The sequence below is a fragment of the Halanaerobium polyolivorans genome (genome assembly GCF_020711195.1).
In the GTDB taxonomy this organism is placed as follows: Bacteria; Bacillota; Halanaerobiia; order Halanaerobiales; family Halanaerobiaceae; genus Halanaerobium; species Halanaerobium polyolivorans.
Map to the genome: position 1 here is coordinate 128048 of NZ_JAJFAT010000003.1, position 24944 is coordinate 152991.

General features: G+C 33.4%; 24 protein-coding genes and 1 riboswitch. Of the genes, 20 read left to right on the forward strand and 4 right to left on the reverse strand.

The window, feature by feature from the left end:
- Positions 1-21 precede the first annotated feature (21 nt).
- The 14 genes from LJ207_RS03375 (at position 22) to LJ207_RS03440 (ending at position 14300) form a co-directional block, all read left to right on the forward strand.
- Positions 22-1551: an ABC transporter substrate-binding protein gene (locus tag LJ207_RS03375; protein ID WP_229344079.1), complete on the forward strand. Its 1530-nt coding sequence runs from the start codon at positions 22-24 to the stop codon at positions 1549-1551.
- 176 nt (positions 1552-1727) lie between these two features.
- Positions 1728-2417 carry a TIGR04283 family arsenosugar biosynthesis glycosyltransferase gene (locus tag LJ207_RS03380; protein WP_229344080.1) on the forward strand — a complete coding sequence of 230 codons (690 nt, stop codon included), beginning with the start codon at positions 1728-1730 and terminating at the stop codon, positions 2415-2417.
- Between the two features lie 21 nt (positions 2418-2438).
- The gene (locus LJ207_RS03385) at positions 2439-3119 is read left to right on the forward strand and encodes a TIGR04282 family arsenosugar biosynthesis glycosyltransferase (RefSeq protein WP_229344081.1); all 681 of its coding nucleotides are present in this window, start codon (positions 2439-2441) and stop codon (positions 3117-3119) included.
- A gap of 35 nt (positions 3120-3154) precedes the next feature.
- Positions 3155-4171 carry an aminoglycoside phosphotransferase family protein gene (locus tag LJ207_RS03390; protein ID WP_229344082.1) on the forward strand — a complete coding sequence of 339 codons (1017 nt, stop codon included), beginning with the start codon at positions 3155-3157 and terminating at the stop codon, positions 4169-4171.
- Positions 4172-4208: 37 nt separating this feature from the next.
- The gene (locus tag LJ207_RS03395; RefSeq protein ID WP_229344083.1) at positions 4209-4487 is read left to right on the forward strand and encodes a metal-sensitive transcriptional regulator; all 279 of its coding nucleotides are present in this window, start codon (positions 4209-4211) and stop codon (positions 4485-4487) included.
- Between the two features lie 26 nt (positions 4488-4513).
- Positions 4514-5284 carry a YdcF family protein gene (locus LJ207_RS03400; RefSeq protein WP_229344085.1) on the forward strand — a complete coding sequence of 257 codons (771 nt, stop codon included), beginning with the start codon at positions 4514-4516 and terminating at the stop codon, positions 5282-5284.
- Between the two features lie 39 nt (positions 5285-5323).
- Positions 5324-6178, forward strand: a complete 855-nt coding sequence (locus LJ207_RS03405; protein ID WP_229344087.1) for a PHP domain-containing protein — start codon at positions 5324-5326, stop codon at positions 6176-6178.
- Between the two features lie 64 nt (positions 6179-6242).
- Positions 6243-7250 carry an isocitrate/isopropylmalate dehydrogenase family protein gene (locus LJ207_RS03410; protein ID WP_229344089.1) on the forward strand — a complete coding sequence of 336 codons (1008 nt, stop codon included), beginning with the start codon at positions 6243-6245 and terminating at the stop codon, positions 7248-7250.
- Positions 7251-7293: 43 nt separating this feature from the next.
- The gene (locus LJ207_RS03415) at positions 7294-9861 is read left to right on the forward strand and encodes a bifunctional aconitate hydratase 2/2-methylisocitrate dehydratase (RefSeq protein WP_229344090.1); all 2568 of its coding nucleotides are present in this window, start codon (positions 7294-7296) and stop codon (positions 9859-9861) included.
- Positions 9862-10105: 244 nt separating this feature from the next.
- Positions 10106-10705: a class I SAM-dependent methyltransferase gene (locus LJ207_RS03420; protein ID WP_229344092.1), complete on the forward strand. Its 600-nt coding sequence runs from the start codon at positions 10106-10108 to the stop codon at positions 10703-10705.
- A 64-nt stretch (positions 10706-10769) separates the two neighbouring features.
- Positions 10770-11342, forward strand: coding sequence for a class I SAM-dependent methyltransferase (locus tag LJ207_RS03425; protein ID WP_229344093.1), 573 nt, complete (start codon positions 10770-10772; stop codon positions 11340-11342).
- Positions 11343-11344: 2 nt separating this feature from the next.
- On the forward strand, positions 11345-12304 hold the full coding sequence (locus tag LJ207_RS03430; RefSeq protein ID WP_229344095.1) for a lysylphosphatidylglycerol synthase transmembrane domain-containing protein: 960 nt from the start codon (positions 11345-11347) through the stop codon (positions 12302-12304).
- A gap of 33 nt (positions 12305-12337) precedes the next feature.
- Entirely contained in the window at positions 12338-12589 is a 252-nt protein-coding gene (locus tag LJ207_RS03435) for a FeoA family protein (RefSeq protein ID WP_229344097.1), read from the forward strand.
- Positions 12576-14300 carry a ferrous iron transporter B gene (locus LJ207_RS03440; protein WP_229344098.1) on the forward strand — a complete coding sequence of 575 codons (1725 nt, stop codon included), beginning with the start codon at positions 12576-12578 and terminating at the stop codon, positions 14298-14300. The genes LJ207_RS03435 and LJ207_RS03440 overlap by 14 nt, the downstream gene beginning before the upstream one ends.
- Before the next feature lie 93 nt (positions 14301-14393).
- Here the strand turns inward: LJ207_RS03440 and LJ207_RS03445 are convergent, their stop codons facing one another.
- Genes LJ207_RS03445 through LJ207_RS03460 form a run of 4 tightly spaced genes read right to left on the reverse strand, consistent with a single transcriptional unit; the run spans position 14394 to position 17186 of the window.
- Positions 14394-14633 (reverse strand): thioredoxin family protein, encoded by a 240-nt coding sequence (locus LJ207_RS03445; RefSeq protein ID WP_229344100.1) that lies wholly within the window; start codon positions 14631-14633, stop codon positions 14394-14396.
- A 34-nt stretch (positions 14634-14667) separates the two neighbouring features.
- A complete protein-coding gene (locus LJ207_RS03450; protein WP_229344102.1) occupies positions 14668-15837 on the reverse strand; it encodes a permease in 1170 nt (389 codons plus the stop codon).
- A 24-nt stretch (positions 15838-15861) separates the two neighbouring features.
- A complete protein-coding gene (locus tag LJ207_RS03455; protein WP_229344104.1) occupies positions 15862-16818 on the reverse strand; it encodes a permease in 957 nt (318 codons plus the stop codon).
- Positions 16815-17186 carry an ArsR/SmtB family transcription factor gene (locus LJ207_RS03460; RefSeq protein WP_229344106.1) on the reverse strand — a complete coding sequence of 124 codons (372 nt, stop codon included), beginning with the start codon at positions 17184-17186 and terminating at the stop codon, positions 16815-16817. Before LJ207_RS03460 ends, LJ207_RS03455 begins: the two co-directional genes overlap by 4 nt.
- Positions 17187-17488: 302 nt before the next feature.
- Positions 17489-17598, forward strand: a riboswitch (SAM riboswitch).
- A gap of 85 nt (positions 17599-17683) precedes the next feature.
- Between LJ207_RS03460 and LJ207_RS03465 the strand changes: the two genes are divergently transcribed.
- From LJ207_RS03465 to LJ207_RS03490, 6 genes are all read left to right on the forward strand, one after another.
- On the forward strand, positions 17684-18706 hold the full coding sequence (locus LJ207_RS03465; protein ID WP_229344107.1) for a methionine ABC transporter ATP-binding protein: 1023 nt from the start codon (positions 17684-17686) through the stop codon (positions 18704-18706).
- Positions 18699-19370 carry a methionine ABC transporter permease gene (locus LJ207_RS03470; RefSeq protein ID WP_229344109.1) on the forward strand — a complete coding sequence of 224 codons (672 nt, stop codon included), beginning with the start codon at positions 18699-18701 and terminating at the stop codon, positions 19368-19370. Before LJ207_RS03465 ends, LJ207_RS03470 begins: the two co-directional genes overlap by 8 nt.
- A gap of 56 nt (positions 19371-19426) precedes the next feature.
- A complete protein-coding gene (locus LJ207_RS03475; protein WP_229344111.1) occupies positions 19427-20281 on the forward strand; it encodes a MetQ/NlpA family ABC transporter substrate-binding protein in 855 nt (284 codons plus the stop codon).
- 161 nt (positions 20282-20442) lie between these two features.
- Entirely contained in the window at positions 20443-20745 is a 303-nt protein-coding gene (locus tag LJ207_RS03480) for a YkvA family protein (RefSeq protein ID WP_229344113.1), read from the forward strand.
- A gap of 108 nt (positions 20746-20853) precedes the next feature.
- Entirely contained in the window at positions 20854-22476 is a 1623-nt protein-coding gene (locus tag LJ207_RS03485; protein WP_229344115.1) for an alkaline phosphatase family protein, read from the forward strand.
- Between the two features lie 548 nt (positions 22477-23024).
- Positions 23025-24908: an S-layer homology domain-containing protein gene (locus LJ207_RS03490; RefSeq protein ID WP_229344116.1), complete on the forward strand. Its 1884-nt coding sequence runs from the start codon at positions 23025-23027 to the stop codon at positions 24906-24908.
- Positions 24909-24944 lie beyond the last annotated feature (36 nt).

Consider the following 24944-nt stretch of genomic DNA (forward strand, 5'->3'; position numbering starts at 1 on the left):
AATTAGAAGGAGAGAAAATTTATGAAAAATTTTAAAAGTAGTTATTTAAAAATAACGTCTACTATATTTATAGTTTTAATGCTATTAGTTTCTTTAAGTTCAGCAGCATTAGCAGCAGATGATGTTTTGAAAGTAAGGGCAATCAATGGTGCAGATATTAGTACTATGGATCCTGCCTATTATTATGGAGATGAAGAATTAAATATTGATTTATCATTTTACAGTAAATTAATTAGATTTAAAGCAGCTTCTTCTGAATGGGAATTAGATGCTGCAGAAGAATTCGAAGTTAGTGATGATGGCAAAGTTATTGAGTTTAAATTGAGAGAAGGCATTCAGTTTCATCATGGTTATGGTGAATTAACAACTGAAGATGTAAAATTTTCCTTTGAAAGAATAGCTGATCCAGATAATAATTCACCCTATAAAAATGACTGGGCAACTTTAGAAGAAGTAGAAATAATTGATAGATATAGGGGTAGAATTATTCTTTCTGAGCCTTATGCCCCACTTTTTACCCAAACACTAGCCTATAATCCGGGCAGCATAATTAGCAAAAAAGCTTATCAGGAAAAAGGAGATAATTTTGCCACAAATCCGGTTGGCTCAGGACCATATTATTGGGAAGACTGGGATCCAGGTGAAAAGATAACATTAAACAGATTTGAGGATTATTTTGGTGATTTACCTGACTTTAGAAGAATAGAAATTTATCCTATCTCTGAAGTTAGAATGGCTGAAATTGCATTAGATGCAGGTGAACTAAATTCAACTCAGATTTCTTATGATTCTTTTGCTATCTATAATCAGAGAGCAGACATCAATGTTGAACAGGTTGCAGTGACAAGACAGGTTTATCTAGGCTTTAATATGCAGGAAGAGCCTTTTAAGGATAAAAATGTTCGCAAAGCAATTCGTTATGCAGTAAATGTAGATGAAATTTTACAGGGAGCATATAATAATATAGCTGCAAGAGCTAATTCCAGTATTGTCGAAGGTGTTTTAGGCCATTGGGAAGCTGCTCTTCAATATGAGCTTGATCTAGAGAAAGCAAGAGGATACTTGGCAAAAGCAGGTTATGAAGATGGTTTTCAAACCGAATTGGTGGTACCTGTTAGAGAACCACTACCAGAAGCCGGCCAGATTATTAGACAGCAGCTTTTAGAAATTGGCATAGATGCCAAAATCCAGATGACTGACTCTTCTTTTGACTACTTAAGTGAGTCAAGATCAAATATGCATCTACAGGATTGGGGACCTACTCTTGATCCTGATAGATGGACTAAATGGTGGCATTCAGACCACATTGGCTCATGGAACTTCAAAAACTACTCAAATCCAGAATATGATAGTTTGGTAGAAGCAGCAATTTTAGAATTAGATCAGGATAAAAGAGCAGAATTATATATAGAACAGCAAAAAATATTAGATGAAGATGTATCTGCAGTTTGGATATCCCATGGTGCTCACCTTCAGGCAAGTCAAGAGCATATAAAACCGGTCTTTTTAACTCAGAGATCACAATATAGGTACTGGGAAATAGCAGAATAAAGTCAAGAGTATAAAATAATTAGATATTCTTTTTAAAAGAGAGAGGGGTCCCCTCTCTCTTTTGGCTTGAATAGCTAAAATAACATTGAAAAAATAGTCAAAAGGGTATTTTGTTATCAAGCTAAAATATGCTATAATAAAAGAAAGTTCAAAAATTTGGAAGGTGGATCTTGCAGATGGACTATAGTCTTTCAGTGATTATTCCTGCCCTTAATGAAGAAAAAAATATTACTAGAATAATTGATTATATTAAAAATGAAAATATAAAAGCAGAAATAATTGTTTCTGATGGCAATAGTGATGATTTAACGGTAGAGAAAGCCAAAAGCAAAGGAGCAAAAGTTGTTGTTGGGAAAGCAGGTAGGGGCCAACAGTTAAATAGAGGTGCCCAACTGGCAGCAGCACCAATACTGCTTTTTTTGCATGCTGATTCCAGACTAGAAAAATCTGCTTTAGAAAATTTAGTCAAAAAGATGGCGGAAAAAGAAAATAAAATTGGTGGTTGTTTTAAACTTAAAATTGAATCTGAACATCCTCTGCTAAAATTTATTTCCTGGTCTTCTAATTTAAGAGCTAAATATTTAAAATTGATTTTCGGTGATCAAGGAATCTTTATTCGTAAAAAGGTCTTTGAAGAACTAGGTGGTTTTCCTGAGCTAGAACTAATGGAAGACTGGGAATTTTCTAAAAAGATGGCTGCTTATGGAGAACTAGAATTTTTAGAGAATAAAATTTTTACTTCAGCAAGGCGCTGGGAAAAAAATGGAGTTTTTAAAACCTTTTTTTTAATGCATAAAATCAAAATCTTATATATTTTAGGTGTTAAAGCAAAAAAACTAAAAAAAATTTATCGCGATTCTCGTTAGATAATAGAGGAGGAGATTAACTTGAAGGCTGCATTTGTTATTATGAGTAGAGCCCCAATAGCTGGGAAAACAAAAACAAGACTTCAATCACATTTAAGTCCAAAAGAATGTGCAGAGCTGCATAAAGCTTTTTTAAAAGATATAATTAATAAATTTTCAAATATCAAAAAAAAGTACAGTCAATTAGATTTGTATTTAAGTATTACTCCTCCAGAAAGCGAGAATTTATTTAAAGAATTATTGAATGAGGATTTTAAAATAATAACTCAAAAAGGAAAAGATCTGGGTAGGAAAATGTATAATTCTCTATTAGATGCTTATCAGCTCAGCAATTCACCTGTTATAATAACCGGATCGGATTTACCTTCTTTACCGATCAGTATAATTACAGAATCATTTGCTGGTTTAAAAGAAAGGGATCTAGTAATTGGTCCCTCATTAGATGGTGGTTATTATTTATTGGGCATGAAAAAACCCCATGCTTTTCTTTTTGAGCAGCAAAAATGGGGTAATAAATCTGTACTGGAAAAAACTTTAAAAGCTGCTAGCAAATACGATCTAAAAAGTCATTTTTTGCCAGAGTGGTATGATGTCGATACTTTTAATGAATTACTTATACTTAGAGAGTATTTAAAAATGGGAGATAAGTCTAATAATGATTATCCAATTGAAAGCAAAAAAATTATTGATAAGTTATTATAAATTTATAGATTAAAATTTGATGGAGGTATTTTAATATGCCGTTACAGGAAGAAATGAGCAGAGCACTTGCTAAATATATAAAAAAGAAAGATTTTCAAAGAGCAATTGGAATTACTGAAAATGCAGAAATTGAGTTTTTAGCTCAGGGAGAATATAATTTAAACTATCTGCTAAAAGATGGAGAAGATAAATTTGTAATCAGGCTCAACTTAGGCAGTCAGATGGATCTAGATGATCAGATAGGATATGAATTTTATGCTTTAGAACAGTTGGCTCCTTCGGGAGTTACTCCTAGACCATATTATCTGGATAATTCAGAGGAGGAACTTCCTTATGGAATGCTGGTAATGGAATATTTACCCGGGCGTCCATTAGATTATCAACGAGACTTAAAAAAGGCTGCAGAGGTACTGGCCGGTGTGCATGAGGTAGAAATAGCTCAAAACAGTATTTTAATTGAAGAAAAACAGCCTTTAAATGCTATCTGGGATGAATGTGACAGCCTTTTAGATAAATATTTTAAGTCTGAATTGGCTGATCCTCAAGTTAAGGAGTTTCTGCAAAAATTAAAAATGGATTTAAAAGAAAAAAGAAAAAAAGAGGCAGATATTATTGAGCTTTTACCACTTTCAATAGTTAATACAGAGCTTAATTCTGCTAATTTTTTAATTGATGATAAAAATGACAAAGCTTATTTGGTAGATTGGGAAAAACCATTGATTACCACCCCACTGCAGGATTTAAGTATCTTTATGGTTCCTACCACCACTCTCTGGAAAACTAATTTTATTTTTAATCAGGGAGAAAAAGAAGAATTTCTTCATCATTATTTAAAAGCAAGAGGGCTTGATGCTTATTATCAAGAAATTAGTTCTGCTTTAGAACTATTTAATAAATTTTCTGCAATGAGAGGTATTTCCTGGTCAGCTATGGCCTGGGTGGAATATCAGGAACCAGGTCGTCTTATTAAAAATGAAGACACCTTTAAGACAATGGACAGCTATTTAAAAATTGATTTTTTAGAAATGCTTTTTCCTCAGATCACTTTATAATTATTAATCAAAATCAGGCTAAAAGAGGTGTGGTTATATGAGTTCATTATCAGCTGAAGAAAGAAAAAATTTAATAGTCAGACTGCGTAGAATAGAGGGCCAGATCAGAGGTCTTCAGCGAATGATTGATGAAGGGAAATATTGTGTTGACATTCTAACTCAGATCAGTGCCAGTCGAGGAGCCCTAAAAAAAGTAGGGCTTAAGGTTTTAGACAGCCATATCAATGGTTGTGTAAAAAATGCTATTTCTAAAGAAAATGGTGATGAAGAAATTATTGCTGAACTGATGAATGTTATTGATAAATTTACCGATTAATGAGACTTAACTAAAAGGGTGGTTAAATGCTTGCCTTAGAAAAAATAATTTCTTCTTTTTTGATGCCACCAGGTTTTTTTATAATAATCTTACTGATTATCACAATTTATTTATTTCTTAAATCTGATTCTAAATTAATCAAGTTTTTAGCAGCAGCCGCTTTGATTTTTTTGATTTTTATCTCAACTGCTTTTGGTGTAAAAGTAATGCTTTTACCTTTAGAAAATTATGCAGAAGAGATATCACTTGATTTAGAAACTGAGCTTAAAAAAGAGTATCCAATTGTGGTATTAGGAGGAGGCAATTATTATAAAAGTGATGGAAGTGCAGAGCCTTCAGTTCACAGCAAACAGAGACTAACTAAGGCCTATCAGCTCCAGCGAATAATTAATACTAAGATTATTTATTCTGGAGGAGTAGGCATTGGACATGATAATTTTAGTGAAGCAGATGCTGCTAAAGAATTTTTGCTCGGTCTTGGTTTAGAAAGAGAAAAATATGAAAGTGAAGATCAGGCTCGCTCAACTTACGAAAATGCACTCTATACCAAAAAATGGCTTAATGAAAATGAGATTGAAAAAGTTTATTTAGTAACTTCAGCTTATCATATCTATCGTTCGGCCGGAGTATTTAGAGCTCAAGAAATAGATTTTATAGCTCTTCATTCTGGCTTTATTTATGACCATCAATTTAGCTGGCTTAATTATCTACCAAATAGAGGTGCCTTACAGGCTAATTTAGCAGCTTTACATGAATTAGTGGGTATTGTTTGGTATTATTTAAGAGCCAGAATTTAAATAAATCTTTATTAGTAAAATATTAAGGAGTTTGATATCATGAACAAAAATATAAATAAGGTTGACTTACACATGCATACTACTGCTTCTGATGGTGCTTTAACTCCCCAAGAATTAATCAAAGAATGTGTGGAGTTTGATCTTGAGGTCTTTTCTGTTACAGATCATGATAATACTACTGCACTTAAAGAATTAGAAAAAGAAGCAGCTAAATATCCAATAGAATTTGTTCCTGGAATTGAAATTTCAACTTATAGAGGTGAAGCTGAATATCATATTCTGGGCTATTATATAGACCCTGAAAATGAGGCTTTATTAGGTTTAACCGAAACTATTTTGGATTCTAGAATAACAAGAGTTCATAAGATGGTGGAAATCTTAAGTGAGATGGGATATCCTTTAGAATATTCAGATGTGCAAAAATATGCGGCAGGAGTAAGTATTGGTCGTCCCCATGTTGCCCGAGCTCTGGTGGAAAAAGGTTATGTAGATAATATTGGTGAAGCTTTTACAGATCAATTTATTGGTGGAGAAGGAAAAGCCTATGTTGCAAAAGAAAAAGTTCTTCCTGCAGAAGCGATAGAAGTGATTTTAAAAGCTGGAGGTGTTCCTGTCATAGCTCACCCTTATTTAATTAATCATGGTGATCCCCTAGATAAAGAAGAGATAGCTAGATTAAAAAATGTTGGTTTAAAAGGGGTGGAGGTTTATCAGAGCAAACATGATAAAAAAACAACTGCCAAATATAAAAAAATAGCTGAAGAACTTGATCTTTTAATAACAGGTGGTTCTGATTATCATGGAGAAAATTCACCGGGAATATTACCTGGTGATTGTGGGATGAATAGAGAAGAGTTTAGAAAACTAGAAAGTTTTGCTGCATCTATGGTATAATAAGTTTTGATTTTAAAATAGAAAAATATTATTAGAAAATAAAAAGGAGTAGTGAGTTTAGAGTATGCATAATGTAACGATGATAGCTGGAGATGGAATAGGGCCAGAAATATCTAATGCAGTTGCTGAAATTATTGCAGCAGCAGGTGTTGAAATCAATTGGGATAGGGTAGAAGCCGGGGCTGGAGTTATGGACAAATATGGAACTCCATTACCTGAGCAGGTTTTCGAATCAATAAGAAAAAACAAAGTAGCCTTAAAAGGTCCAATCACAACCCCAGTTGGTAGTGGATTTAGAAGTGTTAATGTGGCTATTAGAAAAGAACTTGATCTGTATGCAAATGTACGACCACTTAAGGTCCATGCAAAAGCATTTGCCCAAAATCAAGCTATTGATATGGTAGTTTTTAGAGAAAATACTGAAGGACTTTATGTAGGAATAGAACATTATGTTGGTGATGAAGCTGCAGAAAGTATTAAAATAATAACCAGAAAAGCTTCCCGGAGAATTGTTAGGTCTGCATTTGAATATGCTATTCGTGAAGGCCGTAAAAAAGTTACTGCTGTTCATAAGGCAAATATTTTAAAATTTAGTGATGGGCTATTTTTAGAAGAGGCTAGAAATATTGCAGCGGAATATGCTCAAACTCATCCAGAAATTGAATTTGATGATAAGATTGTTGATAATATGTGTATGCAGATGGTTCAATATCCTGAGCAGTATGATGTTTTAGTTATGCCCAATCTTTATGGTGATATTGTTTCAGACTTAGGAGCCGGTTTGATCGGTGGACTTGGTCTGGCCCCAGGTATGAATCTTGGTGATGAGATCGCTGTATTTGAAGCAGTTCATGGAAGTGCACCTGATATTGCCGGCCAAAACAAAGCAAATCCTGTGGCACTGCTTTTCTCTGCTGTTTTAATGCTTAGGCATTTAAAGGAGAAAGAAGCAGCAGATAGAATTGAAAAAGCAGTTTCAGATGTTTTAAATGAAGGAAAAGTTTTAACTGTTGATTTGGGTGGAAATGCAAGCACAGATCAAATTACTGAAGCAATAATTGCAAATTTATAATCCTGTATAAAATTGCTAGTATAAGAAAGGAGAAATAAATTTTATGGAAGAAAAATTTCAAAATTTAATTGATGTTTTAGATGACTATAAAAATAGAGCTATTAAACGGCGTGAAGTTCATGGTTTAGAAGCCAGACCACTATCAGCTGAAGAAGTAGAGACTTTGTTTTCTGCTTTAAGTCTTGAGGGACTGGAGAATAAGAGCTATAAAATCTTCATAGAAAAGAGAATGGATAAATTAATTTTAGACTTGATTACAAATCAGGTTAGAAGAGGTACTTTTCCTTCTTCTCATGCAAAAGCAGAAGGCTTGTCTAAATTAATTAAAAAAGCTAAGTTAACTGAAAAAGAAAACCCTTATCTCAGTAGTGATAGAGCTTTAGAACTTCTGGCTGAGATGAAGGGGGGAGCTGCTGCAGCCCGTTTAATAGATCTTTTTGCCAAAGAAATCTATAAAGAAGAAATTACTGAGATTTTAAAAGATACGGTTTTATTAACCAAAAAAGATTTTAACACATTAAAGGAATTAGCCTCAGAAAATCCATATTTTGCAGATAAAGTAGCAGAAATTATGTTAAGCTGGGCCAAAAGAGAATTCGCTTCTGATTGGGAGTTAGATTCTCACTATCAGGGTATTTCTTTAAAGGTAGGAGATAATATTACCACAGGACATTTAAGTCCTTCTAAAAATGCAGATAGTAGAACCGACCACCCCTTACATGCTAAACATGTTATGGAAGGAAGAGAAGACGAAGAAGATTTAAGAGAGAGGTTGGCTGAATTAAAAGAGAAAAATTCAACTGTTATCTTTACAGCCGGAAAAGCTCTGGGTGAGGGATCATCTCGTAAATCTGCTACCTATACTATGCAGCAGTTGTTGGGGGAAGATCTTGCAGGTGAACCCGAAAAAAAGAAGGGTGGTATAGTTGCGGCTAAAAGTTTTGCCCCGATTTTTAAGGAGTCACTAGTTGCTTCAGGGATTTTACCTTTAGAGCTTGATACAAGTGATATCGAAGAAGGTGATGATTTAAAAATAGATTTAGATCAGCAAATAATGCTTGTTAATGATGAGCTAGAACTTGCTTTTGAACTTCCAATTGACTATAAACTTAAAAAGATTGCAGCTGGAGGAATGACATATTTTGATGCAGCAAATGAACTACAGACTATGGCATTAGAATATTGTCAGGAGAAGGGAATTGAAACAGGTGATATTAAAACACCTGCTCAGGAAAATATTGTTGAAGAAGAAAGTAGACCTCCCCAGACCTTAGCCCAAAAAATTGTAGCTTACAATAGACTTGATGGAAAAGATACAATCCTGCCTGGAGAAACTGCTCAGGTTAAGATGAGAGGAGCATTTTCTCAGGACACAACAGGTCCAATGACCATGGAAGAATATCAATCTATGGCTGGTGAGGATTTTGGGGCTGATTTTGTTGTTCAATCTTTATGTCATACAGGAGAATGCCCATCCAGCTCAGATAGAGATACCCACCGTTTTTTAAATGAATTTGTTACAAAAAGAGGTGGGGTTAGTTTAGAAACAGGTGAGGGGATTATTCATACAATCGGAAATAGATTTGTTTTACCAACAGATGTTATCGTTGGTGGTGATTCTCATACCAGAACTCCCAGGGGAGTTTCTTTTCCGGCAGCCTCTGATATTGTTGCTGGAGTTATGAAATATGGTAAACAGGATTTAACCATGGATGAATCGGTAAAAGTAGTTTTCAAAGGTGAACCTGAAGCAGGTATTACTGCTCGTGATCTAGTTTCTGCCCTGGTTGTTTATGCAGAAAAAACAGTGGGCAAAGATGTCTATAATGGTAGAATTATTGAAATGGAAGGACTGGAATTTTTAAGTTCTGATGAGAGATATATTCTTACCAATGCTGTAGCTGAAAGAAGTGCTTCAGCTGGTGTAGTCCCTAGTGATCAAACTACAATTGAAACTATTAAAGAAAACCTGGAGTATTTAAAAAATAGAGAAGATGCTGATAGTTCACCTTCAGTTAAAAGAACTATCAAAGCTGTAGAAGAATATTTAGAAGATCCAATTTTATTTAGAGCTGATGAAGATGCAGAATATGCTGCTGTAATAGAAATACCACTTTCTGAGATCAAAGAACCTATTGTAGCAAAACCCCATCATCCAGATAATGTTGCCTTTTTAGATGAGACGGCTGGCGAAAAAGTTGATGAGGTTTATATAGGCAGCTGTGTTGGTGGAGATCTTAAAAGTATTCAAGAAGCAGCCGAAATACTGTCCGGCCATAATATTCCCCATGGGGTTAATGTTGTAGTAGGACCTGCCTCACGTGATATCTATCAGGCTTTGATGATTGATGGAAGTATGATCAAGCTGACCGCAGCAGGAGCAACAGTGATTATGCCGGGTTGTGGACTTTGTATGGGTAATAAGCGCAGAATTGGTTCTAATTCAACCGCCTTTACAACAACTACCCGCAACTATCAATCTAGAATAGGTCCAGCTGATTCGAGAACTTATTTAGGAAGTGCTCAGGTAGCTGCCTGTACAGCTATTTTAGGCAGAATACCTACCACAGAAGAATATATGGATTTATATTTAAAGAGAGATAAAAATTAAATTATTAAGAAGCTATAATCCTCTTATAAGCTTTAGTTATTATAAGGGGATTTTCTTTATTTTAAAAGTTCTAAAGTAATTATTTTTTTGCTTAAATCAACTTGACTGAGGTGCTTAACTATGCTATTATTTAATTAAGATCAATTGTGAAATATTTCTCTTATTAAGAATTATTCCTAATAAGATATTTTTTTAAATATTGTTGAGAACAGCTATCAATTGGAACGAATATTGGAGGGTTTAGATGCCAGCAAAAAATTTAATCAGTAATTTTAAAGAAAGCTTTCATAATAAAGCCTGTAAGGCTCTACAAAAATTAGAAGCTTCTTTTAATAAGATAAATTATACAGGTTATCTTTATGACAAGTTTTTTTATAATCGTTTAATTGCTGCTGAGTTAGAATTAGCAGAACTAAAAAGAGGCAGTAAAATACTTCATATTGGCAGTGGGCCTAGACCAATGACAGCAGTTTATCTTGCCAGACAGGGTTATTTTGTGGATGGACTTGAAATTGATCCTGAAGCCAGACAGAGTTCTTGCAGTTATTTAAATGAGCTTGAAGTAAAAGATAAGATAGAAATTTTGGCGGGTAATGGAAAAGAAATTGATTACAGCAAATATGCTGCAATTTGGCTTTCTTTACATGTTAAAACGAAAAAAGAACTTCTTCAGGAAATTAGCAAAAAGGCTCTTTCCGGGACTAAAATTATTTATAGGAATCCGGCTTCCTGGTTACTAGCTTTTTATGATGAGATTTGTCCCCGCAGTTTTACAAATATAAATCACTGTAGAGAAACCCCTCTAATCAAAGCTAAACGGTCTTGTGTTTTAGAAGTAAATTAATTTTTTTAGTGTCCAATCGATAATGACTTTCATTATCTAATAATTAAAATAAAGGAGATCAGAGATGAGAGCAATCAGAAAAATAATTCAGCAAATCGAGAAAAAAGCCCAGGCAAATGATTTATTATTTAAAATTTATGCCAGGCCTTATAAAAAAACGGTTGCTAAAGAAATAAAACTTGGTAATATCAATTCTGAAGATGTAGTATTAAATATTGGCTGTGGTGCCTTACCTTTTACAGCCTATTATATTCATAAATTAAGTGGAGCCAAGGTTATTGCAGTTGATTATGATAAAAATGCAATTTTACAGGCGCAAAAACTAATGAGCAAACTTAAAATAACAGAAGAGCAGATTGAATTTCTTCATTTAGCTGCTGATAGGGCTTTAGAAAAGTGCAATTATTCTAAAGTTTTAGCTGCTCTGCAAACAGAGGGTAAAAATGATATTTATAAAAAAATTAAGTTGATTAAGGATAAAAAGATCAAAAAACTTTTGATAAGAGAACCGAGAAAAAAATTCTATGATGCATATGATAAATTAGAGCTTCCCAGGGGAGCTGTTTTCTCAAAAGCAAAGCAAAATTTTCTTACCTTTGATAGAACCCTTTGTTTTGATTTTGAGGGGAGTTTATAAAAATGAAAGTTATTAAATATAGCTTTGCGATTTTAATTTTAACCTTTCTTTCTTTTACCATCTGGCAGGGAAGAACTGAAATTGTAAATATCTTCAACCAAATCTCATATAAGCTGATTGCAGCTTTAATTTTATTACAAATTTCTACCATTATTTTAATAGCTTATCAATGGAAAATTTTATTTAAATTTAGTGGTCAAAACAAAGCAAAATTCAGTCATATTTTAAATATTAATTTGGCTTCTTCTTTTATCGAAAGTATTACACCATCTGCTAAATTAGGAGGAGAGTCAGCAAAGGTTTATCTTTATAATAAAATAACTGGGATAGAAGTTAGTGACTTTATCTCTTATATAGCAGTTCAAAAATTTGCTACTTTTTTACCATTTTTACTTTTTGCATTTATTCTTTTTATCTATAATAAAAACTTTTTAATTCAAGAGATTAATATTAATTTTAATTATAATATATTATTGTATAGTTTGATTTTCTTTGGCTTAGCTATAGCAGCTTATTTTTCTCTTAGTGCTAATCTAAAGCATAAAATGATTACTTGTAAAGATAAAATAAAAGCTATTATTAATCAAAGCTTTAATTTATGTACTTTTAAAGAATTATTATTATTGATATCTATTGCTGCTTTATTCTGGCTGCTTTATCCAGTCAAAACCTATATAATTGCTAATTATTTAGCTTATGATATCAGTCCCTTTGTAATTATAACTGCTACCTTTTTAGCTTATTTGATAGCTTTATTACCTGTTTCACCTGGTGGTTTAGGAAGCTTTGAAGCAGTTATGGCTCTGATTTTAACTCAAGCTGATATTTCCTATACAGAAGGACTTACAATTGCTTTAATACTTAGGTTTGCTACCTTTTGGTTTCCCTTATTATTATCAAGCTTAGCTTCAATTAATTTATCCAGGTATCTATTTTTCAATAAAAAAGAATCTTTAATATAAATGACTTAGAAAATATATGGAGGAGTGAATAATATGCCACTTAATAATGATTTATCATTAAAAAATTTCCCCAAAAATTCTGAAGCTGAAATCTTGCATGTTCCCAAACATTCTCTTTTAGCCCCTTTAGGTTTAAGAAAGGGTAAAAAAATTAAGATCTTAAGTTCTCAGGCCTTCAATGGTCCTTTAGTTGTTGAAATTGAGGGAAGACAGATAGCAGTTGCTAAAGATATTGCTGCAAAGATATTGGTTAGACATGAGGTATCAGCACATGCCGCAATTTGAAAATAAAGAGAATAAAGTTTTATTAATGGGACCACCCAATGTGGGGAAAAGTGTGATTTTTAATCACCTTACAGGTCTTGATTCTGCAATAGCAAATTATTCTGGTACAACTGTAGATTATAAGGAAGGTAGGATCACTTATAGAGATGATGATATCTACTTAATTGATGTACCAGGCACCTATACCCTTGATTCGAGTAATGAGGCAGAACAAGTTGCTGTTGATATGCTAAATAAAGGTGCATCATTATTAGTGATTGTGCTTGATGCTAATAATATTGAAAGCAGTATATATTTACTCCTGCAAATTTTAGAAATGGGTATTCCTGCTATCGCAGTATTAAATAGAATTGATTTATTAGAAGAAAAAGGTTATAGTTTTGCTGCAGAAGCTTTTGCAGAAGAATTAAAGATAGATATTATAGAAACCGTAGCTGTTAAGGAATTTGGCTTGGCAGAATTAAAAAATAAGATTAGCGAAAAAATCCAAATTGAAAATCAAAAAAAATTACCAAAAAAGATTAAAGCTAGTTGGAAAAATGCGGAAAGATTAAGCGCTAAATATTTAAAGCAAAAGTCTAAAAAAGCAAAAAACAAAAGAGAAGAATTGGGAGATAAACTTTCTTCACCCTGGCCGGGTATACCCCTGGCTCTATTAATTTTAGCAGTTATCTTTGCTATAGTCGTAGGAATTGGGATGGGATTAAGGCAGTATGTCTTATTACCATTTTTTAGAGGACTGGTTTTCCCTCAGATCTATAGATTAGTTACTATGTTTACCACTGAAGGTATAATCAGAAATATTTTAGTTGGTGAATATGGCTTTTTAATCAAAGGTTTAGAATGGCCTTTTGCCCTTGTGCTTCCTTATGTATTATCATTTTATACTGCTCTTAGTTTATTGGAGGACAGTGGATATATGCCGCGTTTGGCTGTTCTGCTTGATGGGTTGTTTAATAAGATTGGTCTAACAGGAGGCAATATTATTCCTCTGCTTTTAGGCTATGGTTGTGCTATACCTGGTATAGCAGCTACAAGAGCTTTAGCAACCCGCAAGGAGAGAATAACAGTTGCTGCTTTGATTTCTTTAGCTGTTCCCTGTATTTCTCAGACTGGAGCTTTGATTTCACTTTTAGCTGAAGAATCGATTTTGGTTATGTTTTTAGTATTTCTTGTTTCATTTCTTGCTATTATAGGTGCTGCTATCATCATGGATAAAAGTATTGAAGGTAAAAATGAACCTTTGGTCTTGGAAATCCCACCTCTTTTAATACCTGAACCTAAGATGATTTTGAGAAAGGTCTGGCTCAGATTAAAGATGTATATCAGTGATGGAGCATTAATGATGATCTATGCTATTGCTGCAGCAGCTTTACTTTATGAACTTGGTATTTTAGAACAAATAGGACGATTATTTCAACCGATTATAGAACACTGGTTGTTAATGCCTTCTGAAGCTTCTGTGCCCCTCATTTTAGGTGTGGTAAGGCGTGAATTAGCTGTATTACCATTATTGGAGATGGGTTTAAATTCTGTACAGCTTTTTGTTGGTGCAGTAGTTGCTCTTTTTTATGTGCCCTGTATAGCAGTTTTAGCAATGTTAGCCCGTGAATTTTCTTTTATTTTTGCTACAAAAATATTCCTCTTCACCATAGGTTTTTCCTTTTTTATTGGAGGGATATTTGCTAGACTTGGTTTCTTATTCATATAATAAATATAATCATATTAAAGTATAAAGACCTTAGAAGCATTTTTTGCCTCTAAGGTCTTTTAATTCTTTATTTAAATTTAAAGTTTTAGTAATTTAATTATTGGCTTTGATTAAATCTATGATCTCTTCTACATTGGCAACTCTACCTTTGATTTTTACTTCTCCATCAATACCTATAGCAGGTGTTGTCATAATTCCTGCTTCAATGATATCCTGCATATCTTCTACCTTAATGATTTCTGCTTCTACACCTGTTTGCTCTAAAGCTTTTTTGGCGTTTTTAGTTAAGTTAACACAATTTCTACATCCAGGTCCATAAATTCTAATTTCCATTTTTAAACCACTCCTTATAATATATTTTAATTAATTAAAGCACAAGATTACCATATACCATACCGGTAAAAGTAGCCATGACTACAACAATTCCAACAAAGACTAAAGTTTTTTTGGTTCCGATTACACTTCTGATTACAAGCATATTGGGTAAACTTAAAGCAGGTCCAGCTAGTAATAATGCCAGAGCAGGTCCCTGGCCCATACCTGAGTTTAACAAGCCCTGTAAAATAGGAATTTCAGTTAAAGTAGCAAAATACATAAATGCACCTAAAATTGAAGCCGTAAAGTTAGCTAAAAGAGAGTTTCCACCTACTAAGGCAGCTATCCATTCTTGAGGTATTAAACCAGCATCACTGCCTGGTGCACCCATCAAGAATCCAGCAATTAAGACACCTCCAAATAAAAGTGGGGCTATTTGTTCGGCAAAACTCCAGGTCTCATCAAGCCAGCTGTTTAGCTCATCTTTCTCAAACCAAGTATAAAGTTCTAAAGCTAAGATTAGAGATAAAACTGCTACAGCTGGCCATTTTATTTGATAAACTAAATTCCAGAAAGCAGATGCTCCTTCAGGTTGAGTCCAGGTTGCAAAAATTAAAATCAAAATCATAGTAATAAAATAAATGATGTTTTGCAAACCCGAACGGGGAAGATCCTGACCATCTTCTTGAACAAAATCTTCTAATCTTTTTTGGTCTGAGTCTCTAAAGATTGCTGCCATTAAAAGTCCTATAATCAAGGCGAAAAAAACCGCCCCAATTGCTCTAGCCAGACCTAACTGCCAGCCTAAAACGCGGGCCGTTAAAATAATTGCTAAAACATTGATCGCTGGCCCAGAAAAAAGAAAGGCTACTGCAGGCCCAATTCCTGCTCCTCTTTTATAAATTCCAGCAAATAAAGGTAATACAGTACAGGAACAGACAGCTAATATCGCACCTGAAACCGAAGCAACAGAATAAGAAATCCACTTTTTAGTTTTACCACCAAAATATTTAATTATGGAATCTTTAGAGATAAAATTTGCTATTGCACCTGCGATAAAAAAAGCTGGTATTAAACAAAATAAAACATGTTCACGAGCATAATACTGCAGCATTTCTATAGCTTCGATTACTGCCCTCTGCAGCTGCTCGGTCTGAAAAGGTATTAAATAAATCATCGCGAAAACGCTGATATAGAGAATTATTTTTTTTGATTTAGACATCTATATCCCTCCAAAGCTAATAACTTATATTATATTAACCAAGAAATTAAACATATAACCTACTCCGATTATTGAAACACCAACTACTGTAACAAAAACCGTCAAAAGTTTTGGCTTAATAACTTTACGTAAAATAATCATTGCTGGTATGGATAAAGCTGTGGTAGCCATCATAAAACTGAGAGCAGTACCAATAGCGACTCCCTTTCCAATTAATGCTTGAGCTATAGGGATAGTACCTACCACATTTGCATAAAGAGGTATCCCTATTCCCACAGCTGCAATTACAGCTAATGGATTATCTGCTCCTGCATATTGGCTTAATAAATCTGCAGGGGCATAGCCATGAATAAAGGCTCCAATACCTATTCCAATAATTACATACTTCCAGACCCTACTCACTATTTCTGTAACCTGTGCTTTAGCATAACTGATTCTTTTTTCCCAGCTTAATTCTTCAACTTTAGTTTCACCTGCCTGAATTTGATAAACATATTCTTCAACTTGATCCTCCAGGCCGAGCTTTCCAATCACTAGTCCACCAATAATTCCGACTAAAATACCACTAAGCAGATAAATAGAAGCTATTTGCCAGCCGAAAAGCGAAAACAGCATTACCAATGCTACCTGATTTACTATTGGTGAGGTGATTAGAAAAGAAAAAGTTATTCCCAGTGGTATACCTGATTCAACAAAACCAATAAAAATTGGAACTGAAGAACAGGAACAAAATGGGGTAACAACTCCTAACAAAGAAGCTAATATATTACCTGTAACTTTTTTGCGCTTACTTAATAATAGCTTAGTTTTTTCTGGTGGAAAATAACTGCGGATTATAGATATAACAAAAATCATTACACTAAGCAAGAAAATTATCTTGATAGTATCATAGAAGAAAAAATGAACTGAGCTACCAAGTCTTGTTGCAGAATCAAGTCCCATGAGGTTATAAACAAGCAATTCAGCAAATCTATTTATCAATTACAACAACTCCCTTTTTCACCATTCGTATTAGCAATTACTTCAGCAGCTGAAAGGTTATTGAGCTTTTCTTCTAGCTCTGTTAACTTTAATTCTTTAAGTGAGCTTGAATTTAAAGCTATTAACTCAGCAAGATATTGATCATATTTTTTTCTATTTATAGAATAATATGTCCATTTGCTGCTCTGTCGTTCATTTAATAAGTCTAATTCTTTAAAGTATGATAAATGTTGTGAAATACTAGATTGAGATTTAGACAATAGTTCCTGGAGCTGACAGACACAATAAGGATCTCCCAGCAGCAATTTTAAAATTTTAAGTCTATTTTCATCAGCTATACATTTTAAAAAAAGCAGTAAATTTTTCATTTTTGATCACCTTTTATATTTATTGATATTATTATTGGCTAATATTAGTATATAGTTATATATTTCTCATGTCAAGCTTATAAATAAATTTTTCTATCAATATAATTAAATCATTACCATTATAGCTGATATAACAAAGATATCTACTTTTAATATATTGTAATTTAAAACGAATTATATTTTTTTATTCCATAAGTATTAATTAATATATTTTAATATACAAATAGATTTTAATAAAAAGAAACTTGACAGAATTAAAATTGAGTGATAAACTTCTAATTAAATTAATAAAAAATAATATTTATTCATCAAGAGTGGCGGAGGGAATGGCCCTGTGATGCCCGGCAACCTACTTAAAGACTGAAGTAAGGTGCTAATTCCAGCATTCCAAATAGGGAATGATAGATGAGAGGCAAATCTAATCCTCTCATGAGGATTTTTTTAATGTAAACTGCTCTTGATAATGAGCAGTTATTATTATTTTAAGGGTGATAGATGTGATTAAAATAGAAAACTTGAGCAAACATTATTATACAGAACAGGGAAACATAGAAGCAATCAATGAACTAAATTTAGAAGTTAGTGATGGGGAGATATTCGGTATAATTGGTCCCAGTGGAGCTGGTAAAAGCACCTTGATCAGAATGCTGAATCTCTTAGAAGATCCCACAGCTGGCTCAATTATGGTTAATGATGTTAATTTAACAGATTTAAGTTCTTTGAATTTGAGACAGGCCAGACAAAAAATTGGAATGATCTTTCAGCATTTTAATTTGTTATCTTCCCGGACAGTTTTAAAAAATGTAAGCTTTCCTTTAGAAATCGCTGGAGTTTCGAAAAAGAAAAGAATTAAAAAGGCCAAAGAATTAATTGATTTAGTAGGCCTGGCTGATAGAGCTGATCATTATCCAGCTCAACTTTCTGGTGGACAAAAGCAGAGGGTAGGTATTGCCAGAGCTCTGGCCAATGATCCCGACCTTTTATTATCTGATGAGGCTACTTCTTCTTTAGATCCGGAAAGCACCAAATCTATTTTAGATTTATTAGCTAAAATAAGGGAAGAATTAAATTTAACTATTATTTTAATTACTCATGAGATGGGTGTTATAAAAGATATATGTGACCGGGTTGCTGTAATAGAAGAGGGAAGAATTATAGAACAGGGTTCAGTGCTTGATATTTTTGCCAGACCTAAAACCGCATTAACCAAAAAGTTTATTAGTGCTGTAATAGATTATAATTTACCTCCCCGAATAGTTAAATATGTTAAAGCAAAAAGGCCGGGAGAATTAGTAAGAATTACCTTTGTAGGTGAAAAGACTCATAAGCCTTATATTTCTGACCTGGTTAAACATTATTCTGTTGATGCAAATATTTTATATGGTAACATAGATGAAATACAGGGTGTTCCCTTTGGAACTCTGATTTTAGATTTAGAAGGGGACTTAGAAAATGTGGAACAGAGCATATCATATCTGCAGAGTGAAGGTCTAAATGTGGAGGTGCTTAACGATGTTTGATCTAATATCAGAATTAGCTAGATATAATGATTTGATGATAAGTGGTACTTTAGAGACATTATATATGGTAGCTATGTCACTGCTTTTTGCAATAATTTTAGGTATTCCCCTGGGAGTATTTACAACTATCACAAGGGAAGATCATATTTTACCAAATAGATTTGTTAATTTCATACTTGATGGGATTATTAATATTGGCCGTTCAATCCCCTTTATAATTTTGATGGTTGCCGTTATTCCCTTTACCAGAATGATTGTTGGAACTTCTATTGGTACTAATGCAGCTGTTGTTCCACTTTCACTGGCAGCTATCCCTTTTATGGGTAGGGTAACAGATAATGCGATTTTAGAAATACAGGATGGTGTTATAGAGTCTGCCCAATCAATGGGAGCAAGTCCAACCCAGATTGTATTTAAAGTATTATTACCAGAGGCTCTTCCTGCAATAATCTTAGGTTTAACTCTAACTTCAATCAGCCTAGTAAGTTATTCAGCGATGGCAGGAGCAGTTGGAGGGGGTGGTCTCGGCGATATTGCGATTAGATATGGATATCAGCGCTTTCAGCTGCTTATCATGCTTGAGACCATTGTAATCTTAGTCTTAATGGTACAGATTTTACAGCATTCTGGTAATTGGATTGCAAATAAGTTTGATCATAGATAATTTAATTTATCTATAAAAAATACATTACTTTAATAATAAGTAGAAGAGGAGAGATAATGATGATTAAAAAAGGAGTTTTAGTTTTAGTAGTTTTGGCATTTGTGGTAGTTGCGAGTTTTTCAGCAATGGCTGATGATCATGTTTTAAGAGTAGGAGCTACACCTGTACCTCATGCAGAAATTTTAGAGTTTGTTCAGGATGATCTAGCAGAAAGAGGTATAGAGTTAGAAATTATCGAATTTACTGATTATGTAACACCTAATCTATCTTTAGATGATGGCAGTATTGATGCAAATTATTTTCAGCACATTCCTTATTTAGATCAATTTAATGCTGATAGAGGTCTTGATTTAGTCCCAGTAGCTAGGGTTCATGTTGAGCCGATTGCTCTTTATTCTGATAAATATGATAGTTTAGAAGCTATACCAGAAGGAGCATCTATTGCAGTTCCAAATGATCCTTCCAATGAAGGTAGAGCTTTAATATTACTTCATAATAGTGGAGTAATAACCTTAGATGATCCTGAAAACCTAAATGCTACTCCAATCGATATTGTTGATAACCCAAAAAACCTTAGATTTAATGAACTGGAAGCTGCTCAGTTACCAAGAGTATTACCTGATGTAGCAGGTGCTGTTATCAATACAAACTATGCTCTAGAAGCAAATTTAAATCCGCTTGATGATGCCTTAGTGATAGAAGATAGTGATTCACCATATGTAAATGTTGTGGCAGTTAGAAGTGAGGATCAGGATAACGAAAAAATCAAGATTTTAAGAGAAGTTCTTAACAGTCAAAAAGTAGAAGATTTTATTTTAGAAGAGTATCAGGGTGCGGTAGTACCTGCTTTTACACCTGTTGATGCTGAAGATGTTAGTGAAGAAGCAGTAAGATCTAATTATATCTTTTAATTAAATAACTCTTAAATTATCTGCATATAATTAAATATAAAAATAGATAAAAAGCAATTTAGAAATACCCGGCAGTTGAATTTTAACTGTCCGGGTATTTTGTGTTTTAAATTAAGTTGTTATATAATAAAGGTAGAGTTTAAGGAGATTGAGGTGATCTTATGCTGAGGGTTTTTGGCACAATTTCAGATATCTTTAGATTGATGAAAGATCCTGAAGTAAAACTAACTAAAAAATTATTATTTATTTTTCCAATTGCCTATTTTTTATTCCCTTATGATTTGATCTGGGACTTTTTCCCGGTTGTTGGGCAGCTAGATGATATAGCAGTCTTTATAATAATGTGGCCTTTTTTAAAGGATATTTTAGATAAATATAATAGTGATGATAAAGAGCTTAAAAAGAAAAGCAAAGAGGATGCTGAAGCTTATGATCTCAAAAAAAATGATTATAAAGTAGAATAAGCAATTTCAAATACCCTAGGATTAGGGTATTTTTTTTTCTAAAGAGTGGACTTTAAGCTTTTTTTAACTTATAATTATAATAATCATTATCAAATGGAGTGTAAATCAATGAAAAAAAGGATTAGCTTAATTTTAATTATATTGACTATGATATTAATACTATTTAGCTTTAATACTGCTGCTGAAGAGAAGTATTTGTTAATTCATGTTGATGGAATTTCTTCAGAGATGTTTTTTTCTGAATTAGAGCAGGGAAATCTGCCAAATTTAGCTGAGTATTTTGCAGAAGAAAACATGATAGAACATGGGATCACATATTTTCCGCCCTCTACTCAGGTGGTCATCAGCAGAATTAGGGAGTCAAAAAAGATTTCAGAAGGAGAATTGTTGGATTGGGATCGTTATGATGAAGAAACTGAAACAGGAAAAGGGAAGATTTCTGTTTTTAATGAAATGAGATCAAGTGTTGATCGGCGGGCCCGCAGTAATTTTATTTATGGTTATCCCGCATTATCAAATTTAGCACCTGCTGCAATGTTAAACTTAGCTGATCTGATCGATAAATATGGATTGGTAGAATTTTATTATTTTTCTCCAGATACTTATGGTCATATTTGGGGAGAAAGGTCTCAGTTAAATAAATTATATCAATTTGATCGTTCATTTGGAGAAGCAGCAAAAGATTTTCCCGAAGATTTGAATATAATAATTTATTCTGACCATGGAATGGTTTTTGGTGAAAAGGTAAGCTTTAAGGATCAACTGTTAGAAGAACTGGATAGTAAAATTGCAAACTATTCTTATCCAAATATTTATTTAAATAATAATAATGATCAAATAGATAAAGATCAGTTAAGCAGAGAAATTGCCAAAAATACTCCCCTTGATTATGTTTTTTATCAAAAAAATGAGACTGAAATCATCGGTTATCATCCTCGGTCAAAAATAACTTTTAAAAGCAAAGAGGATAAAATAGCATATTTATATGAGGGAGCAGATACTTTTAATTATTATAATAAAGGCTATCAAGGTGAATTTTTAAATGAAGATCAATGGCTTGAATTAACATATGACAGCTATTTTCCTTTTGCTCCCTATAATATTACAGCTATGTTTAAAAATGAATTTGTTGGTGACCTTTTAACTGTTTTAAATTCTCCGAAGTTTATGGGAGGAGGCTATGTAAGAGAAGGCAGCCATTTGGGTCTAACAGCTGATAGTATGACAGTACCAGTTTTGGTAAGAGGACCGGAGCTTGAAAAGTTTTACGGACGAGATTTTCTCCGTTTAGATAGTCTCTTTGAAGAATTAGCGATAAAAAATTATGAAAGCAATACTCCTAACAAAGATGATAATCATTTGAGTCTAGCTTTTAATGCTTTAAGTGATGGTGATTGGATATTAAATTATGATCTATCACCTAAATACAGAATTAAATTTAGTGGAGAATTAAATAGCTTTAATGAGCAGAGTTTATGGGCCAGCTATGATGTTTACAGTGGTTATCTAAGCAGGCTTTGGTTGGGAGCAGGGCTCAGCAACCTTAAAAGAGATGATAGTAAAGCAATGGCCAAAATGAGATTGGAGTTAAAAGCAAGAAATATTTTATTAGAATATAAGAACTACAGCAGTCAGGACTCAGAAATAAACTTTCTTTATTCAATAGCTGACAATTTAGCTTTAAAAGCTGATAGAGATTTTGATTTTTTTGGTTTCAGATATAATTTTTAATTTAAAAGCCCCCTTATTTGCTGGAGTAAAAATGTAAATAGGGGGTCTTTTTTATTTGACAAAAGAAATTTTCTATGCTATATTAATGAATGACCGGTCAGTCATAATGTTTAAAAATAAAAATTGATTGGTTTTTTAACCAGGAGAAAGTTGTAAAATTTATTATAACTAATCAATTTCAGCAAGAGACTTGTTACCCCTTGTTGTTCCTGCTGAATTGATTAAATCGGGGGGCACCGATTTTCTCCTGGTTCACATAAAGCCGGTTTAAAAATATAAGATTCTTAATTTTGTTGTTCAACTACCCAAAAATAGGAAAGAGGAAGGGGGAACATAAATTGACTTTGCTGGATGTGGTTTTTAATAGGGTAGTTTGACATAGATGGGTCTGAATATAAACTGAACTTTTAAAGAAATAAATAAGGAAACTAGGCAACTTATTAATTTCTTGCTGGTGAAGTTTAGCTCAGACTCCTGAGTATTAATTGTAGGAATAAAAGTAATATAATTAAAAAGTTAAAAATTAAAAAAAGGAGTGGAAATTTATAATGAAAAAACTAACAATAACAATCTCGTTAATCTTAGTTTTAGCATTAGCAGTTCCAGCATTTGCTGCAGGCCATCATGGTTCATTTACTGATGTACCTGATGATCACTGGGCATATGATGCTATTAATTCTCTTGTTGCTGCTGGTGTAGTTGAAGGTTATCCAGATGGTGAATATAAAGGTCAACAGTCAATGACACGCTACGAAATGGCTGTTATGGTTAGCCGTGCTCTAGATAATATTACGGCTGAACAAGAAGCAATGGCAGAAGGTCTTACAGAAGGTCAGGCTGAAGATGTAACTGCTATAGTTGAATCCTTAATGGAAAGAAATATGCCTGAAAGTCTTACAGAACAGCAGGCAGAAGAAGTAGCAGATATCGTTGAAGCTTTAACCTATGAACTCAGAGAAGAACTTGCTGTTTTAGGGGCAGATGTAGAAGTTCTAGCAGAAGATTTAGAAGATCTAGAAGCTAGAGTAGATGCTATGGATGTACCTGAAGACAATATCGAGTTCTCTGCAACAGTAGATACAATGTTTGAAGTTGCAGATTATCCAGATGCTGATGATGAAATAGTAGCAGCTATGGTTCTCTGGGCTGATGATGATGCTTTAGATTTAGATTTACCTGGAGATATTGAATTTGATAATTTAGATCCATATATAGATGATGGAATTGTTGGTGGTTCAGATGCTGAAGATTATGATTGGGAAGATGCAGATGATCTTCCATCTGAGAAGAGATTCTGGCAGGAATATAACTTCAATATCTATGGTAATGTAGGAGAAGCTAACTTCCTCTTAGATGTTGATGCTATTTCCAATGTTTTCACTGAAGAGAAAAGTGCCTTTGGTTATGAAGAAAGTGATGACCTAGATTTTGAAATGGATGTAGCTACTCTATATTTTGAATATGAAGGTATTCATATGAGAGCTGGAGATCTTGAAGATGAGCACTTAGCTCCTTACTATGTAGATGATGAAGATCTGCAGGGTGTAGAAGTTGCTAAAGACTATCTAGATATTGACTGGACATTCTTAGTAGCCGGTTTCGGTGATGAGGTAACAGATGATATCTATGGTGTTAGTGCTTCAAGTGATATGGACTTTGGTACTTTAGCTGGTAGTTTTTATCAAACAAGATTAGATCATGATCAGTTAAATGTATTTAGTCTGGCTCTAAGTGATGTTGCAGTTGCAGATGCTGTAACCCTTGGTGGAGAAGTTGTCTTTACTGATAGTACTGATGATGAAGACTTAATTGAAGAAGATGATTTCTTAGTTGCCTTAGATGGAGAGTTTGCTGCAACAGAAGATCTAACAGTTAATGCAAGATTTGAAACTGTTGGTGAAGACTTCAATCAGTACAAAGGTGACTTAGAAGAAGCAAGAGACTATGATCTCTTCAATATTGGAGCCGCATTTGATCTAGATGAGAACAATACAATTAGTGGTTCATATACCTTTGTTCAAATCGGTGATGAGCTAATTGCTGATGATGCTAATAATTATAATGACGAAGATAAGCACACTATAGAAGCTAGATTAGATAATGCTTATGGTGACTTCAATAACTATGCAATGGTTGAGTACACCATGAATGATAATTATACAGATGACTATGATACAAGAGTAATCGAACTAGGTACAGAATATGCCTTAGATGAAGTAACTACTCTTGGTGCAGCTTTAGTTAACAAGAATGAAGAAAATGATGATGCTAATGTAATTAACTATAACTATCTGAAAGGTCATATGAATAGAGATCTTTCTGAAAATACCGCTTGGAATGTAGAAGCTAAGTGGATTGATGGTGAAGTTGGATCAGAAGATGTAGAAGCTGAAAGTAGTTCACTTACTACTTCCCTTTCAGTTACATTTTAATTAAATAGCAGCTTAAGTTAAATAAAATGCCTGGAG